The sequence below is a fragment of the Actinacidiphila yanglinensis genome (assembly GCF_900107965.1).
Taxonomy (GTDB): Bacteria; Actinomycetota; Actinomycetes; order Streptomycetales; family Streptomycetaceae; genus Actinacidiphila; species Actinacidiphila yanglinensis.
In genome coordinates this window covers 100,561-112,863 of the sequence record NZ_FNVU01000027.1, presented here as the reverse complement: position 1 = coordinate 112,863, position 12,303 = coordinate 100,561, and the positions used below count along the sequence as shown (strand labels likewise).

The following is a 12,303-nucleotide window of genomic DNA, read 5'->3' as shown; positions in this document are numbered from 1 at the left end:
TGCTACCTCGCGTCGAGAGGGGAGGTCGGGATCGGGTCCGGCACCCGGACCAGGCGGAACACGGTGGTGCGGCGAAGGGCGAACCCGATCGACTCGTACAGCTTGACCGCTGAGGTGTTCGCGGCGGCGGCATGCAAGAACGGCGTGTCGCCGCGCGCGCCGATGCCGGCCGCGACGTGCCGGATCATCCGGGTCGCCAGGCCCTGACCGCGGTACGCCGGATCGGTGCACACCGCGCTGATCTCGGTCCAGCCCGGCGGGCGAAGCCGCTCCCCGGCCATCGCCACCAGGGCACCCTCGCGGCGGATGCCGTAGTAGGCGCCCATCTCGACGGTCCGCGGCAGGAACGGCCCGGGGCGGGTGCGCTCCACCAGGTCCAGCATCTCGGGGACGTCCTCGGCACCGAGCCGCACGGCCTGCGGGTCGAGCTCCCCGCGCAGCGTGGTCGCCACGAGCTGCACGCCGGGGATGGCGTCGCCGCCGGTCCAGCCCTCGGGCAGTTCGGCGACCCCGGCGACGGTGAACGTGTTGCCCGCGCCGACCAGCTCGGCCACGTCGGCCCAGGCGGCGGGGTCGTCGAAGTCGGCGAGGGTCACGAACGGCGACACGTCGCTGAGGTAGCGTCCCGCCCGGCCGACGAACTCCGCGAGGTGCCGGTGCGGGCCGTTCATGGCGGCCCAGGCGGGGTTGTCCAAAACGTGCCCGCCGCCGGCCCCTGCCGGGGGCTGCGGGAGCGGTTCGTGTCGTGATGGATCAAGGCTGGTCGACATGCGCGCCGTGACTCTCCGTTCAGTGCGGTGGTGGGCCGCGGGTGCTGCCGGCCGTACGGCGTCGGGCCGTACGGTTCCGGGCTCCGCACCCGTACCGGACAACGCCGGGTCGGCCCGGGGAAATTTCGCCGGGCCGGCCCGGAAGCGTCAGGAGTTGCTCAGCGGCAGCCCGGGCGGGTTGATCCGGGCGCTGGGCACCGCCTCGTTGCTGAGGTTCCACGCGGCCAGCCACTTGGCGTACTGGCCGTTCTTGATCAGGTAGTTGATGGCGTCGTTCAGCGGCTCGACCAGGCCGTCGCCCTTCTTGGTGGTCGCGCAGATCAGGCCCTGGAGGCTGGCGCCGGCCCCGGAGTAGGTCCCGGCGCTGCGGGTGGCCTGCGGGCTGCCCGCGGTCTTGGCGACGTGGTAGGCGACGCTCGGGTTCGGCGCGAAGTAGGCGTCGATGTGGTGGGAGTTCAGCGCCAGGTAGGTGCTGTTCGCCTCCTGGTAATACGTGACGGTCAGCTTCTTGCCCTGTGCTTCGAGCTGCTTCTGCCAGGCGAGCAGGATCTTCTCCTGGTTGGTACCGGAGCCGACCGCCACGGTCTTGCCGGCCAGCGCGTGGTAGTCGCCGGTGAACGTCCAGGGATCGTCCTTGCGCACCTCGAAGCCGAGGTTGTCCTGCCGGTAGCTGGAGAAGTCGTACTTCTCCTTGCGCTGCTCGGTGTCGGTGATGTTGGAGAAGCCGACATCGGTCCTGCCGCTGTCGATGCCGATGAACAGGTTGTCCCAGGTGGCGTTGGTGAGCTGTGGCTGCAGGCCGAGGACGGCCGCGACCAGCCGGCCGAGGTCGGGCTCGGAGCCGGTGAGGGTCTTCTGGTCGGTGCCGATGTAGCCGATCGGCGGGGAGCCCGCGGGCAGGAAGCCGAGGCCCACCACGAGCTTCCCGCTCTTCCGTACGGACGCGGGCAGCTCGGCGCGGATCGAGGCCACCTCGGGCACCTTGAGGACGGTCTGCCGGGCGGCGCCGTTGGACACCGCGCCGACCACCACCGTCCCCTTGGCCACGGCCGCCGCCGGGGCGCCGGCACCCGGGTCGCTGTCGCTGCCGCAGGCGGCCAGGCCCAGCAGGAGTGAGGTGGCGGCGGCTGCGCTCAGGACGAGTCTGGAAGCGGAACGGTGCATGACGGCCTTCCTGGGGCGAGGGTGGTGGGCACGGTGGAACGAAAGGGCGGTGAGCGGCGGGCGGCGGGCGCGGGTCGCGCGTCGGTGCGGCCCGCGTCACAGGACGCGGCTGAGGAACTCCCGGGTCCGCGGGTGGCGCGGCGCCGACAGCACCTGCGCGGGCGGCCCCTGCTCGACGATCCGGCCGCCGTCGAGGAAGACGACGGTGTCGGCCACCTCCCGGGCGAAGCCGATCTCGTGGGTGACGACGATCAGCGTGGTGCCGCCCGTCGCCAGGTCCCGGATCACCGCGAGCACCTCGCCGACCAGTTCGGGATCGAGCGCGGACGTCGGCTCGTCGAAGAGGATGACGCCGGGCTCCAGGGCGAGCGCGCGGGCGATGGCGACCCGCTGCTGCTGCCCGCCGGAGAGCTGCCGCGGGTACGCCCCCGCCCGGTCGGCCAGTCCGACCCGCGCCAGCAGGTCGCGCGCGGCCTCCCGGGCCTGCGCCCGGTTCCTGCGGCCGGTCGCGACGGGCGCGGCGGCCACGTTCTCCAGCGCGGTCAGGTGCGGGAAGAGGTTGAAGTTCTGGAAGACGAAGCCGATCCGGCCGCGCTGGGCGAGGATCGCCCGCTCGTTCAGCTCCTTGAACCGGCCGCGGTGCCGGCGCACTCCGACGGGCTCGCCGCCGACCTCGACGTGCCCCGCGTCCAGCTTCTCCAGGTGGTTGATCGCCCGCAGCAGGGTGGACTTGCCCGAGCCGGACGGCCCGAGGATCACCGTCACCTCGCCGGCCGGCACCTCGAGGTCGACCCCGGCGAGCACCTGCTGCGCGCCGAACCGCTTGTGGGCGCCGGTCACGGTGACCGAGACCGGCTCCGCCCCGACCGCTCCCACGGCTCCGGCCGCCTCGTTCCCGGCGGCGGGGGCGCTCATCGGGCCGCTCCCGTCGCGAGCCGGGCCCGGGCCCGCAGATCGGCGACCGCCGTACGCAGCCGCTGCCACGGCGTGGGCGGCACCGTGCGCAGCGCCCCTCGGGAGAAGTAGCGCTCCACGTAGAACTGCGCGACCGAGACCACGCTGGTCAGCACCACGTACCAGACCGTCGCCACCAGCAGCAGCGGCACGATGTCGCTCGGGTAGGTGCTGCCCAGCGTCTCCACCCGGCCGAACACGTCCAGCAGCGAGACGTAGAAGACCAGGGACGTGCTCTTCACCAGGCCGATGAGCTGGTTGACGTAGGCGGGCACGATCGCCCGCAGCGCCTGCGGGAAGATGATCCGGGTGAACTGGTAGCGGCGGGGGAGGCCGAGCGCGGCCGCCGCCTCGTGCTGGCCCTGGTCCACCGACAGCAGCCCGCCGCGGACCACCTCGGCGGCGTACGCGGCCTCGTTGAGGCTGATCCCGACCACCGCGACCACCAGGCTGCTCGCCGCCCTGGCCTCGTCGAACTCCACGAAGTGCGGGCCGAACGGCACCCCGAGGCTCACCGTGCGGTACAGCGCGGAGAAGTTCGCCAGGAACAGCAGCAGCACGATCAGCGGCACCGACCGCAGCAGCCACACGTAGGTCCAGCTCACCACCCGCAAAACGGGGCTGCGCGACATCCTCGCGAGCGCCAGTACGATCCCGCCGACCAGCCCGAACACCGCACTCAGCGCGGTGACCTGGAGCGTGACGCCGAGGCCGTGCAGGATGATCGGCCGCAGGAACCAGTAGCGGAACCGGCCCCACTGGAAGAACGGGTTGGTGACCAGGCCGTGGGCGAGCTGCGCGACGAGGACCAGCACGAGCGCGGTGAGCACCCAGCGCCAGGGATGGCGCAAGGGGATCACCCGCTCGTCGTGGGCCGGACCCGCGGGGGTGTCAACGGCCGGGCCGGGCAAGGGATCCGGCGGTGCCGGGTCGGCCGGCGCGAGCCGTTCGGGTGGGACGGCGGCACGGGAAAGGTCGCTCATGGGAGAACTCCGGCGCGAGGGAGGGCCGCACCGCGCACGCGCGGCGGGCGGCATGGCTCGCGGGCGCGGCGGAGGCGGGGACGAGGAGCGGGAAGGGTGGTGCGGCGTCCGGCGCAGCCAGCACGCGGCGCGGGGGGCCGGGCGGGCGGCGGCGCGCCGGTGCTCGGCTGGTGACCTACGTCAACGGGCGTGTGGCCCGGGGGAGTTCAGCCCTGACACAGGGCGCTGCTGACGCGCAGCAGGTCGATGTGGCGGGCCTGCGTGGCGAGGTTGCGGCAGTGGCGTCGCCACCGCGCAGAGCCCGTCGCCGCGTCCATCCCCGCCCACTCCCGTCCGCCCGCGCCGCGGGCCGCGTCCCTGCCGACGGCCGGGGCCGACCCGGCCTTGACCTGCGCGTCAACGTAGGGAACGGCCGGGGGGCTGTCAATGCGGCGAGCGGCGGTTCGTCCCGTTCCAGGCGCGTTTGAGGGCCGGGGTGTTCATGCGGCGTTCACAGCCGCAGGCCCTCGGCGAGCATGCGGAAGGGGCCCTCGTAGAGGGCGGGCAGGTCCGGTTCGCCGTCCCGCTCCACCCAGTACCGGACCACCGCCGTGGCCACCGCCATGATCGCGGCGGCCGCGGCGTGCACCTCCAGGTCGTCCGGCCCGCGCCCGGTGCGGGTCATGATCACCTCGGCCAGCCGGTCCTGGCTGCGCTGCAACTCGTCCCAGGAACGGGCCCTGATCGCGGGGTCGTTGAAGCCGAGCCGGGTCCGCAGCAGCAGATCGTCGACGTCCGACTTGAGGATCGGGCTGAAGGAGTCCGCGAGCGCGGCGAGCAGCGACTCCACGATCGGCTCGCCGGCCGGGCGGGACAGCAGGGCCTCGGCGAGCACCGAGTCGTAGTCGTCGACCAGGACCACGTCCTCCTTGGTCGGGTAGTACCGGAAGAACGTGCTGGGGGAGACCTCGGCCGCCTCGGCGATCTGGTCGACGGTGGTCGCCTCGTAGCCCTGCTCGGCGAAGAGCCGGTACGCCTCCCGCCTGATCGCCTCCCGGGTGCGCTGCTTCTTGCGCTCCCGCAGGCTCGGTGCCGCCACGGCCGGGGTCTCCTCAGTGCTCATGTCCCTGATTCTCCGTGCACGGTGCCGCGGACGACCACCCCGGCCGGGGTGTCGGACGGTCCGGCCACATCGGCGGGCCTCCCGGTACCCGGGTCGTCCGCGGCGGAGGCGGAGGGGGAGGCGCTGGCGGGGGCGCCGTCGGCCCGACCGCCGCGGGGGAGCAGGAACAGTCCGAGCACGGCCGCGAGCAGCGAGCAGGCACCGCAGGTGAGCAGCACCAGGTTCAGGCCGTGCACGAAGGCGGAGTGCGCGGAGGCGAGCAGCGCGGGGTCGTGCAGCCGGGCGGCGACCGCGTCGGCGCCGGTGACCGAGTCGCGGGCGGCGCGCGCGGTGGACCCGTCCAGGTGGGAGACGGAGAGCCGGCCGAGGTAGCCGGCGCTGAGGATGCTGCCCAGGGCGGCCACGCCGAGCACGCCGCCGACCTGCTGGACCGTCTCCAGCAGGCTGGTGCCCTGGCCGGAGCGCTCGGCGGGCAGCGATCCCATGACCAGACTGGTGGCGGGGACCATGGCGCTGCCGAAGCCGAAGCCGATCAGGGACAGCCACACGGCGGCGAAGCCGTACCCGTTGTCCGCCCCGGTGGTCGCGCCGAGCAGGGCTCCGGCGGCGAGCAGCAGCAGCCCGGCCGGGATCACCAGACGGGGCCCGAACCGCTTGGCGATCGGCTCGCTGAGGGTGGCGGCGAGCATGAGCCCGACGATCAGCGGCAGGATGCGCAGCCCGGTGCCGAACGCGTCGTGCCCGAGCACGGACTGGAGGTACTGCGGGACCACGAACAGGATGCCCATCACCGCGAAGTTGACGAACACCGCGAGCAGGGTGCCCCAGCGGAAGGCCCGGTCGGCGAAGAGCTTCAGGTCGACCAGCGGGTGGGCGGTGCGCCGCTGCCGGACCATGAAGGCGGCCAGTACCAGGGCGCCGCCGACGATCCCGGCCAGTACCTTCGGGCTGCCCCAGCCGTCGTCGGGGACGAGGATCGTGCCGTACACCAGGGCGGTGATGCCGACCGCGCTCAGTACGGTGCCGGCGATGTCGAAGGGCGCGGCGGACCGCGGCCGGCCGGTGCGGTCGCCGGGCAGCAGCCACACCGCGGCGACCAGCGCGATCGCGGCGACCGGCACGTTGAAGACGAAGACCGAGCCCCACCAGAAGTGGTTCAGCAGCCAGCCGCCGACCAGCGGGCCGACCGGCATGCCGAGCGCCGTGGCCGCGGTCCAGGTGGCGATCGCCTTGGGCAGCTCCTGACGGGAGAAGATCCGCGGGAGAATCGCCATCGACAGCGGCATGATCATCGCCGCGCCGGCGCCGAGCACGGTGCGCACCGCGATCAGCTCGTCCGGCGACGTGGCCTTGGCGCCGGCCAGCGACGCGAGACCGAACAGCGTGATGCCGCCGATCAGCAGGCGCTTGTGCCCGTACCGGTCGCCGAGCAGCCCGACCGGCAGCATCACCACCGACAGCGCGAGCAGGTACCCGCCGCCGATCCACTGCAACTGGGCGCTGCTCGCGCCGAGTTCGCCGGACAGGGTGGGCAGCGCGACGTTGATGACGGTGCCGTCCAGACCGATGATCAGCACGCTCAGGGTCAGGGCCGCGAGCGCCAGCCAGCGGCGTGGCGACGCGGCCGGCGGCGGGGGCGCGGACGATTCGGCGAGCGCGGCGGATGCGGCGGGCACGGCGGCCATGGGAAGCCTCCTGAGAGTCGACTGTAAAAAGACAGTACACTCTCAAAAAGCTTGCAAACAGCAAATGACGGCAGACTTTCACTTTATCCGGGAGGTGCCTCCGCTCAGCTCGCCTTCCGTCCGGAGGAGGCCGTCTTCCGCGCCGCCGTCTTCTTCGCCGCGCCCTCCTTCGTCCCGGCCGACCCGTCGGTGCCGGACTTCGCCCCGGTCTTCTTCGCCGCCGCCCGCTTGCCGGGCGCCGCCTTCTTGGCCGTGCGCTTCGCCGCGGCGCCGGACCGCCCACCGGACGACGGCTTCGCCTGCTCCACGGACGCACGCAGCGCCGACATCAGGTCCACGACGGTCCCACCGCCGGCCTCCTCGCCCGCGGTCGGCGGCTCCGCGCCCTCCAGCTTCGCGGTCACCAGCGCCTCGACGGCCTGCGCGTACTCGTCGCGGTACGCGCTCAGGTCGGCCTCGCCGAGCGCCTCGATGAGGGTGTCGGCGAGCTTCAGCTCGGAGTCGCTGATCTTGACGCTGCCCTTGGGTGCCGCCTCCGCGGGGTTGTTCAACTCGTCGGGCCAGCGCAGCGTCTGGAGCATCAGGACGTCGTCGCGCGGCCGGATCAGCGCCAGGTGCTCGGAGTTGCGCATCGCGAACTTGCCGATCGCCGCCTTCCCCGATCGCTCCAGCGCCTCGCGCATGAGGACGTACGGCTTGTTCGCCCCCGCCGACGCCGGGGCGAGGAAGTACGGGGTGTCCAGCTGCATCGAGTCCACCGAGGCCGTGTCCACGAAGCCGCGGACCTCGATGGTCTTCGCGGTGGGCAGCGGCAGCGCCTTGAGGTCGGAGTCGGTGACCTCGACGAGCTGGTCGTCGGGGGTCTCGTAGGCGCGGCCGATGTCGGAGGAGTCCAGCACCTGCTCGTCGAGCTCGCAGGTCTTCTGGTAGCGGACCCGGCCCTGGTCGGCCAGGTGGATCTGCCGGAAGCTGATCTTGTGGGTGGAGACGGCGGAGCCCAGTTTCACCGGTATCGAGACCAGGCCGAAGGCCAGGTTGCCCGACCAGACGCTACGCATCGCATGTCCTTTTTGTCGGCGTATGGGATCTTTATCGTATGCCGATCACCGAGGTCGAGGGCCGCCGGCTGAAGCTCAGCCACCTCGACCGCGTGCTCTGGCCGCAGACCGGCACCACCAAGGCGGAGCTGCTCGAGTACTACGCCACCGTCGCCGGCGTCCTGCTGCCGCACACCCGGGGCCGGCTGGCCAGCTTCGTCCGCACCCCCGACGGGGTGGACGGGCAGCGGTTCTTCCAGAAACGCCCGCCCGCGGGTACGCCCGACTGGGTGACGACCACCGAGCGGGTGCGCAGCGGCGGCGAGCTGATGGAGCAGGTCGAGGTGAACGACCTCGCCACGCTGGTCTGGGCGGGCAACCTCTCCTGCGTGGAGATCCACACGCCGCAGTGGTGTGCCGCGGACCCGGACACCGCCGACCGGCTGGTGCTCGACCTGGACCCGGGGCCGGGCCGCACCGCCGTCGACTGCTGCCGGGTCGCCCTCGACCTGCGCGAGCGGCTGGCCGCCGACGGTATCGCGTGCTGGGCCAAGACCAGCGGCTCCAAGGGGCTGCACCTGCTGGCCGCGCTGCGCGGCGCCACCCCGGACGGGGCGCGGGCATACGCCAGGACGATCGCCCGCGAGCTGGAGGCGACCCGCCCGGACCGGGTGGTGTCGCGGATGGCCAAGGCGGACCGCACCGGGCGGGTCTTCATCGACTGGTCGCAGAACTCGGCCAGCAAGACCACCGCCGTCCCCTACACGGTGCGCGCCCGCGCCCGGCCCACCGTCTCCGCGCCGCTGACCTGGGACGAGGTCGCCGCCGTCGACGCACCGGAGCAACTCGGCTTCGCCATCGGCGACATGCCCGCGCGGTTGGCCGGTACCGGTGACGTGCTCGCGGCACTGCTCGACCCCGGCAGCGCGGCGGCGCTGCCGGGGTGACGAGGCGGTCCCGCCTGCCGGTTACTGCTGCTGCGCGCCGGACAGGTGCTCGGCCAGCTCCTTCTCGTCCTCGTCGGTGAGCGAGGTCTTCAGCAGGGTGCCGCCGAAGGGCTGCATGGCATCGGCGAACTTGTCCTCGGTGATCTTCGACGCCATCACTACCACGGCCGACGTGCCGGGCTTGAGCATCTCCTGCACCTGGCCGCGGAACTGGTCGTCGATCCCGGACTTGCCGAGCTTGCCGAGCAGCCCGCCCATCGCGGCGCCGGCCAGCAGGCCGAGCCCCGGTACCAGGAAGAGAAGGCCGAAGACCATGCCCCACAGGGCCCCCGACGCCGCCGAGACGCCGACGATCTTGCTGGGCGTGTCGACGTGGGTCTTGCCCTCGGCGTCCACGGAGACCACGGCGAGCCCGTTGAGGTTCACCACGTAGTCCTGCTGGAGGCCCTGCACCTTGGCGTAGGCGTCCTCGGCGGTCTTGTGGTCGTTGTAGCCGATCACGATGAGTTCGGACATGGGAGCCTCCTGAGTGGCATGGGCGAGACACTAGGAACTTTATGTCCGAATTGTCGGTAAAGCTATATTTTGTCCGGTCTCGGTCGATCGATCGCACCGCGCACCGGCCGCACAGCCGGGGCGGATGCCGACCCGGGCGCCGCAACGGACGCCGACCCGGGCGCCGTAGGAGCCGCCGAACCGGGCGCCGCCGGGCGGTTCAGCCGCGCGGCTCCCCGTACCAGCGCCACTCCGCCGGCCGTGCCCGGCCCGGGAGTTCGGCCCGACCGGTCGACCACAGGAGCACCGGCCACGGTGCGGCGTCCGTCGGTGCGCCGGGGAACAGCCGGTGCAGCGCCCGCGCGCACAGGTCGGCGGGCGGCTGCCAGGGCAGGCCGAAGCCGGTGGCGACGTCATGGGTGTGCACCAGCGTCTCCACCACGCCCATCGCCCCGAAACCCTCGGGATCGGAGACCCCGTGCACGTGGTGCGCGCGCACCGTCGGCGGGGTGCTGCGCACCATCGCCACCAGCAGCGCGCCGCACGCCTCCAGCACCTGGAGCAGCCCGTCGCGGCCCTCCTCGCGCGCCACGAAGACGGTGCTCGCGGGCCCGCCCGGCCGCTCGCGCCGCCAGGACGCGGGCACGTGCGTGGTCAAGGGCGGTGTCGCCGGGCCGATCTGGAGTGCGTAGGCGAACAGGTCGTCCGCCAGGTGCTCGGTGGTCTCCCAGCGTGACCAGTCCAGGTCGCCGGCCGGCCGGTCCCAGTCCTCGTCCGGCGCCTGGGCGAGCGTCCGCGCCGACAGCGCCACGGCCAGCGCCACGTCGTCGGCGGTGACCGGCCCGGGGTGCGGGGCGTGGCCGGTGGTTTCCGGTGAAGGGTGATCCATGCCGGGCACCGTACGCGCGGCCCGCGGGCGGCGGCAACGCGGTTCCCGGTGCCGCCTCAGGTCACGGAGGCGTCCGCGCCGGTCCGCGGGGCGGGTTGGGCCGCCAGCCGGTCCACCTCGTCGTCGGTCAGCAGTCGCGAGCGCAGCAGGAACCGGACGCCCTCGGGGGCCTCCAGCGAGAAGCCGCTGCCCCGGCCCGCGACGACGTCGACCGTCAGATGGGTGTGCCGCCAGTACGCGAACTGGCTCGCGCTCATCCAGAACGGGGTGTCGCCGGCCACCCGGCCGAGCAGCACGTCCGCGCCCCCGACCCGGAACTCCCCGCGCAGGTAGCACATCGGGGAGCTGCCGTCGCAGCAGCCGCCGGACTGGTGGAACATCAGCGGGCCGTGCCGGTCCGCGAGCCGCTGGAGGAGTTCCTCCGCGGCGGGCGTCAACTCGACCCGGCGCACCGGCTCGACCGGGTCCGCGGGGGAGGCCGGGGGAGTCATCGCAGCCCTCCGTTCCTGACAGGACGGCCGGTCCGCGGACGCGCGGCCTTCGACCCGCACGCCCCGGTCGCCGCTGCCGCGGCGGTCCGTCCCGCTCTTCGATGCTACTGCCGAAGCGCCCGGCCGACCCCGATCGTCAGCAAGGGTGTTGCCCGTGACCGGGCGCGAACGGACGTGCCCGCGCACGGCTTTGGCCCGGAGCAGCGGTGCGCCGCGGCCCGCGGGTGGGGCGGAGGCGGGACCGCGTGCCGCCTGCGGGGGCGGCCGGCCCGACGGGCGAGGACCGCGCCCCGCGGGCCGTACCGGCGCAACGGCGCCCTACGGCAGGGAGGTTGGGCCCGGTGCAAGGGACGGCCTCCCCGGCGCCGGGCCGCGCCCTACCAGGCGGCGGCGTCGCCGGTACGGGGCGAGGGAGGGGGCCGCGTGCATGCGGTCAGCGCGAGGGTCAGGGCGACGGCGTCCTCCAGGAGGGCGGCGGGCCAGTCGGGGTAGCAGCGCCGGGCCCAGGTGCGGCGCCAGCAGGCCCCGGCGAAGGCCGCCGCCACGGCGGCACCCCCACCGACCGCGGCGGCGGCGCCCAGCAGACCCGGCGACAGCCCGGACCCGTCCGCCGCGCCGTCGCCCTCCGCCCCGGTGAGGCCGCCGTTGCCGTTCGGCACCATCGTGACCGGCTTCGCGGCGTCCGCCGCGAGGACGGCGGCGGCCAGCCCGCCGAACAGGAAGCGCGGCACCAGCCCGGCCACGCTCAACCGGCTCGGCGTCATCGGCAGCTTGTCGACGACCAGTTCTCCGACGGCCGCGGTCACCGTGCCGATCACCACCGGCCGGGCGGACAGCAGCGCGAGCGGCTCGGGCGCCCCGGCGGCGGCGCCGCTCACCGCGACCGCCGCCGGCCCGAGTTGGCTGCGCAGCCCGGACGCCGCCCCGATCAGCGCGGCCCGTGCGGGCGCGAGGGCCTTCATGTGCGCTGCTCCCCGGCCGTCATGATGCCGTACGTCACCAGACCGTAGATCAGGTGCGGGATCGCGTCGGACAGCCAGTCGGTGCCCGACCAGGTGCGCGGGTCGCTGACGTCCAGCTCGGCCATCGACAGGTCGGTGACCGCCATGGCGAGTGCTCCGGTGAGGACGCCGCCCATCCACAGCGGCAGCCGTACCCCCGCCTTCCGCAGCACGGCCACGGCCGTCCCGACGCCGACGCCGGTGACGATGCCGGAGAGCGCCCCCAGCCCGGTCAGCCGGTTGCCGCGCGTCTCGCCGGTGCCGCCGACGGTGACCCCCGTGAGGTCCGCGAGCGCCTCGACGGTGCCCTCCGGCGCACTGCTCGTCGGCCGCCCGCGCACGGCCATGTCGCCGTACGTGACGGCGTTCAGCACGGTCGTTCCGGCGGCCCCGGCCACGGTGCCTCGCAGTAGTGTTCCCATCATGGCGTCCGGGTGTCCCCGCGCGCGGGCCTGAAACACCCCGCCACGACCAGGCGCTTCGTGCCGTGACCAGGCGTACCGACCCCACCGGGGCGCCGCGCCGCATCTCCGCACCCCCACCCCACCGGCCCCACGCGCCCCCGGGCCCGAACGCCCCGCCCGTGCCCCCCGCGGGTGAACTGACGCACCGTCACCACCGCACCGTGCGCCGCCCGCCGGGCCGGGCGGGAGCGTTCCCGCGGCCACTTACGTGTACTTGCCCGCGTTTGTCCGGGGCGGTGGCGGATCGATGCTTGACACCCTTCGAGACCCAAGAGGAATATCGTCCCTCGATTCCCTGACAACGTTGTCGGGTGCGGTCCC

Annotated in this window: 13 protein-coding genes; 1 reads left to right on the top strand and 12 read right to left on the bottom strand. The window is 73.6% G+C overall.

What is annotated here, in order from left to right; translation table 11 throughout:
• Positions 1-2: 2 nt before the first annotated feature.
• The 7 genes from C4U44_RS37295 to ku form a co-directional block, all read right to left on the bottom strand.
• Complete coding sequence (locus C4U44_RS37295; protein WP_103890556.1) at positions 3-770, bottom strand: GNAT family N-acetyltransferase; 768 nt, start codon at positions 768-770, stop codon at positions 3-5.
• 147 nt (positions 771-917) lie between these two features.
• Positions 918-1,934 carry an ABC transporter substrate-binding protein gene (locus tag C4U44_RS37290; protein ID WP_103890555.1) on the bottom strand — a complete coding sequence of 339 codons (1,017 nt, stop codon included), beginning with the start codon at positions 1,932-1,934 and terminating at the stop codon, positions 918-920.
• A 96-nt stretch (positions 1,935-2,030) separates the two neighbouring features.
• Positions 2,031-2,849: an amino acid ABC transporter ATP-binding protein gene (locus tag C4U44_RS37285; protein ID WP_103890554.1), complete on the bottom strand. Its 819-nt coding sequence runs from the start codon at positions 2,847-2,849 to the stop codon at positions 2,031-2,033.
• Positions 2,846-3,871, bottom strand: a complete 1,026-nt coding sequence (locus C4U44_RS37280) for an amino acid ABC transporter permease (protein ID WP_103890553.1) — start codon at positions 3,869-3,871, stop codon at positions 2,846-2,848. Before C4U44_RS37280 ends, C4U44_RS37285 begins: the two co-directional genes overlap by 4 nt.
• A gap of 490 nt (positions 3,872-4,361) precedes the next feature.
• Complete coding sequence (locus C4U44_RS37275; RefSeq protein WP_103890552.1) at positions 4,362-4,973, bottom strand: acyl-CoA-like ligand-binding transcription factor; 612 nt, start codon at positions 4,971-4,973, stop codon at positions 4,362-4,364.
• Positions 4,970-6,658: an MFS transporter gene (locus C4U44_RS37270; protein ID WP_200823541.1), complete on the bottom strand. Its 1,689-nt coding sequence runs from the start codon at positions 6,656-6,658 to the stop codon at positions 4,970-4,972. The genes C4U44_RS37275 and C4U44_RS37270 overlap by 4 nt, the downstream gene beginning before the upstream one ends.
• Before the next feature lie 104 nt (positions 6,659-6,762).
• A complete protein-coding gene (ku, locus tag C4U44_RS37265) occupies positions 6,763-7,716 on the bottom strand; it encodes a non-homologous end joining protein Ku (RefSeq protein ID WP_103890551.1) in 954 nt (317 codons plus the stop codon).
• Between the two features lie 38 nt (positions 7,717-7,754).
• On the opposite strand from ku, the gene ligD reads away from it, so the two are divergent.
• On the top strand, positions 7,755-8,642 hold the full coding sequence (gene ligD / locus C4U44_RS37260) for a non-homologous end-joining DNA ligase (protein WP_103890550.1): 888 nt from the start codon (positions 7,755-7,757) through the stop codon (positions 8,640-8,642).
• Between the two features lie 21 nt (positions 8,643-8,663).
• On the opposite strand, the gene C4U44_RS37255 is transcribed toward ligD, so the two are convergent.
• The 5 genes from C4U44_RS37255 to C4U44_RS37235 form a co-directional block, all read right to left on the bottom strand.
• Complete coding sequence (locus tag C4U44_RS37255) at positions 8,664-9,158, bottom strand: DUF1269 domain-containing protein (protein ID WP_103890549.1); 495 nt, start codon at positions 9,156-9,158, stop codon at positions 8,664-8,666.
• Between the two features lie 199 nt (positions 9,159-9,357).
• Entirely contained in the window at positions 9,358-10,026 is a 669-nt protein-coding gene (locus C4U44_RS37250; RefSeq protein ID WP_103890548.1) for a maleylpyruvate isomerase N-terminal domain-containing protein, read from the bottom strand.
• Positions 10,027-10,082: 56 nt separating this feature from the next.
• Entirely contained in the window at positions 10,083-10,517 is a 435-nt protein-coding gene (locus C4U44_RS37245) for a DUF779 domain-containing protein (RefSeq protein ID WP_103890547.1), read from the bottom strand.
• 377 nt (positions 10,518-10,894) lie between these two features.
• Positions 10,895-11,479, bottom strand: coding sequence for a hypothetical protein (locus C4U44_RS37240; protein ID WP_103890546.1), 585 nt, complete (start codon positions 11,477-11,479; stop codon positions 10,895-10,897).
• Positions 11,476-11,943 carry a hypothetical protein gene (locus tag C4U44_RS37235; protein WP_103890545.1) on the bottom strand — a complete coding sequence of 156 codons (468 nt, stop codon included), beginning with the start codon at positions 11,941-11,943 and terminating at the stop codon, positions 11,476-11,478. The genes C4U44_RS37240 and C4U44_RS37235 overlap by 4 nt, the downstream gene beginning before the upstream one ends.
• Between the last annotated feature and the right edge of the window lie 360 nt (positions 11,944-12,303).

Coding starts and splice junctions, on each gene's coding strand:
- C4U44_RS37295 (WP_103890556.1), bottom strand. CDS start 770: ATGTCGACCAGCCTTGATCCATCACGACACGAACCGCTCCCGCAGCCC.
- C4U44_RS37290 (WP_103890555.1), bottom strand. CDS start 1,934: ATGCACCGTTCCGCTTCCAGACTCGTCCTGAGCGCAGCCGCCGCCACC.
- C4U44_RS37285 (WP_103890554.1), bottom strand. CDS start 2,849: ATGAGCGCCCCCGCCGCCGGGAACGAGGCGGCCGGAGCCGTGGGAGCG.
- C4U44_RS37280 (WP_103890553.1), bottom strand. CDS start 3,871: ATGAGCGACCTTTCCCGTGCCGCCGTCCCACCCGAACGGCTCGCGCCG.
- C4U44_RS37275 (WP_103890552.1), bottom strand. CDS start 4,973: ATGAGCACTGAGGAGACCCCGGCCGTGGCGGCACCGAGCCTGCGGGAG.
- C4U44_RS37270 (WP_200823541.1), bottom strand. CDS start 6,658: ATGGCCGCCGTGCCCGCCGCATCCGCCGCGCTCGCCGAATCGTCCGCG.
- ku (WP_103890551.1), bottom strand. CDS start 7,716: ATGCGTAGCGTCTGGTCGGGCAACCTGGCCTTCGGCCTGGTCTCGATA.
- ligD (WP_103890550.1), top strand. CDS start 7,755: ATGCCGATCACCGAGGTCGAGGGCCGCCGGCTGAAGCTCAGCCACCTC.
- C4U44_RS37255 (WP_103890549.1), bottom strand. CDS start 9,158: ATGTCCGAACTCATCGTGATCGGCTACAACGACCACAAGACCGCCGAG.
- C4U44_RS37250 (WP_103890548.1), bottom strand. CDS start 10,026: ATGGATCACCCTTCACCGGAAACCACCGGCCACGCCCCGCACCCCGGG.
- C4U44_RS37245 (WP_103890547.1), bottom strand. CDS start 10,517: ATGACTCCCCCGGCCTCCCCCGCGGACCCGGTCGAGCCGGTGCGCCGG.
- C4U44_RS37240 (WP_103890546.1), bottom strand. CDS start 11,479: ATGAAGGCCCTCGCGCCCGCACGGGCCGCGCTGATCGGGGCGGCGTCC.
- C4U44_RS37235 (WP_103890545.1), bottom strand. CDS start 11,943: ATGATGGGAACACTACTGCGAGGCACCGTGGCCGGGGCCGCCGGAACG.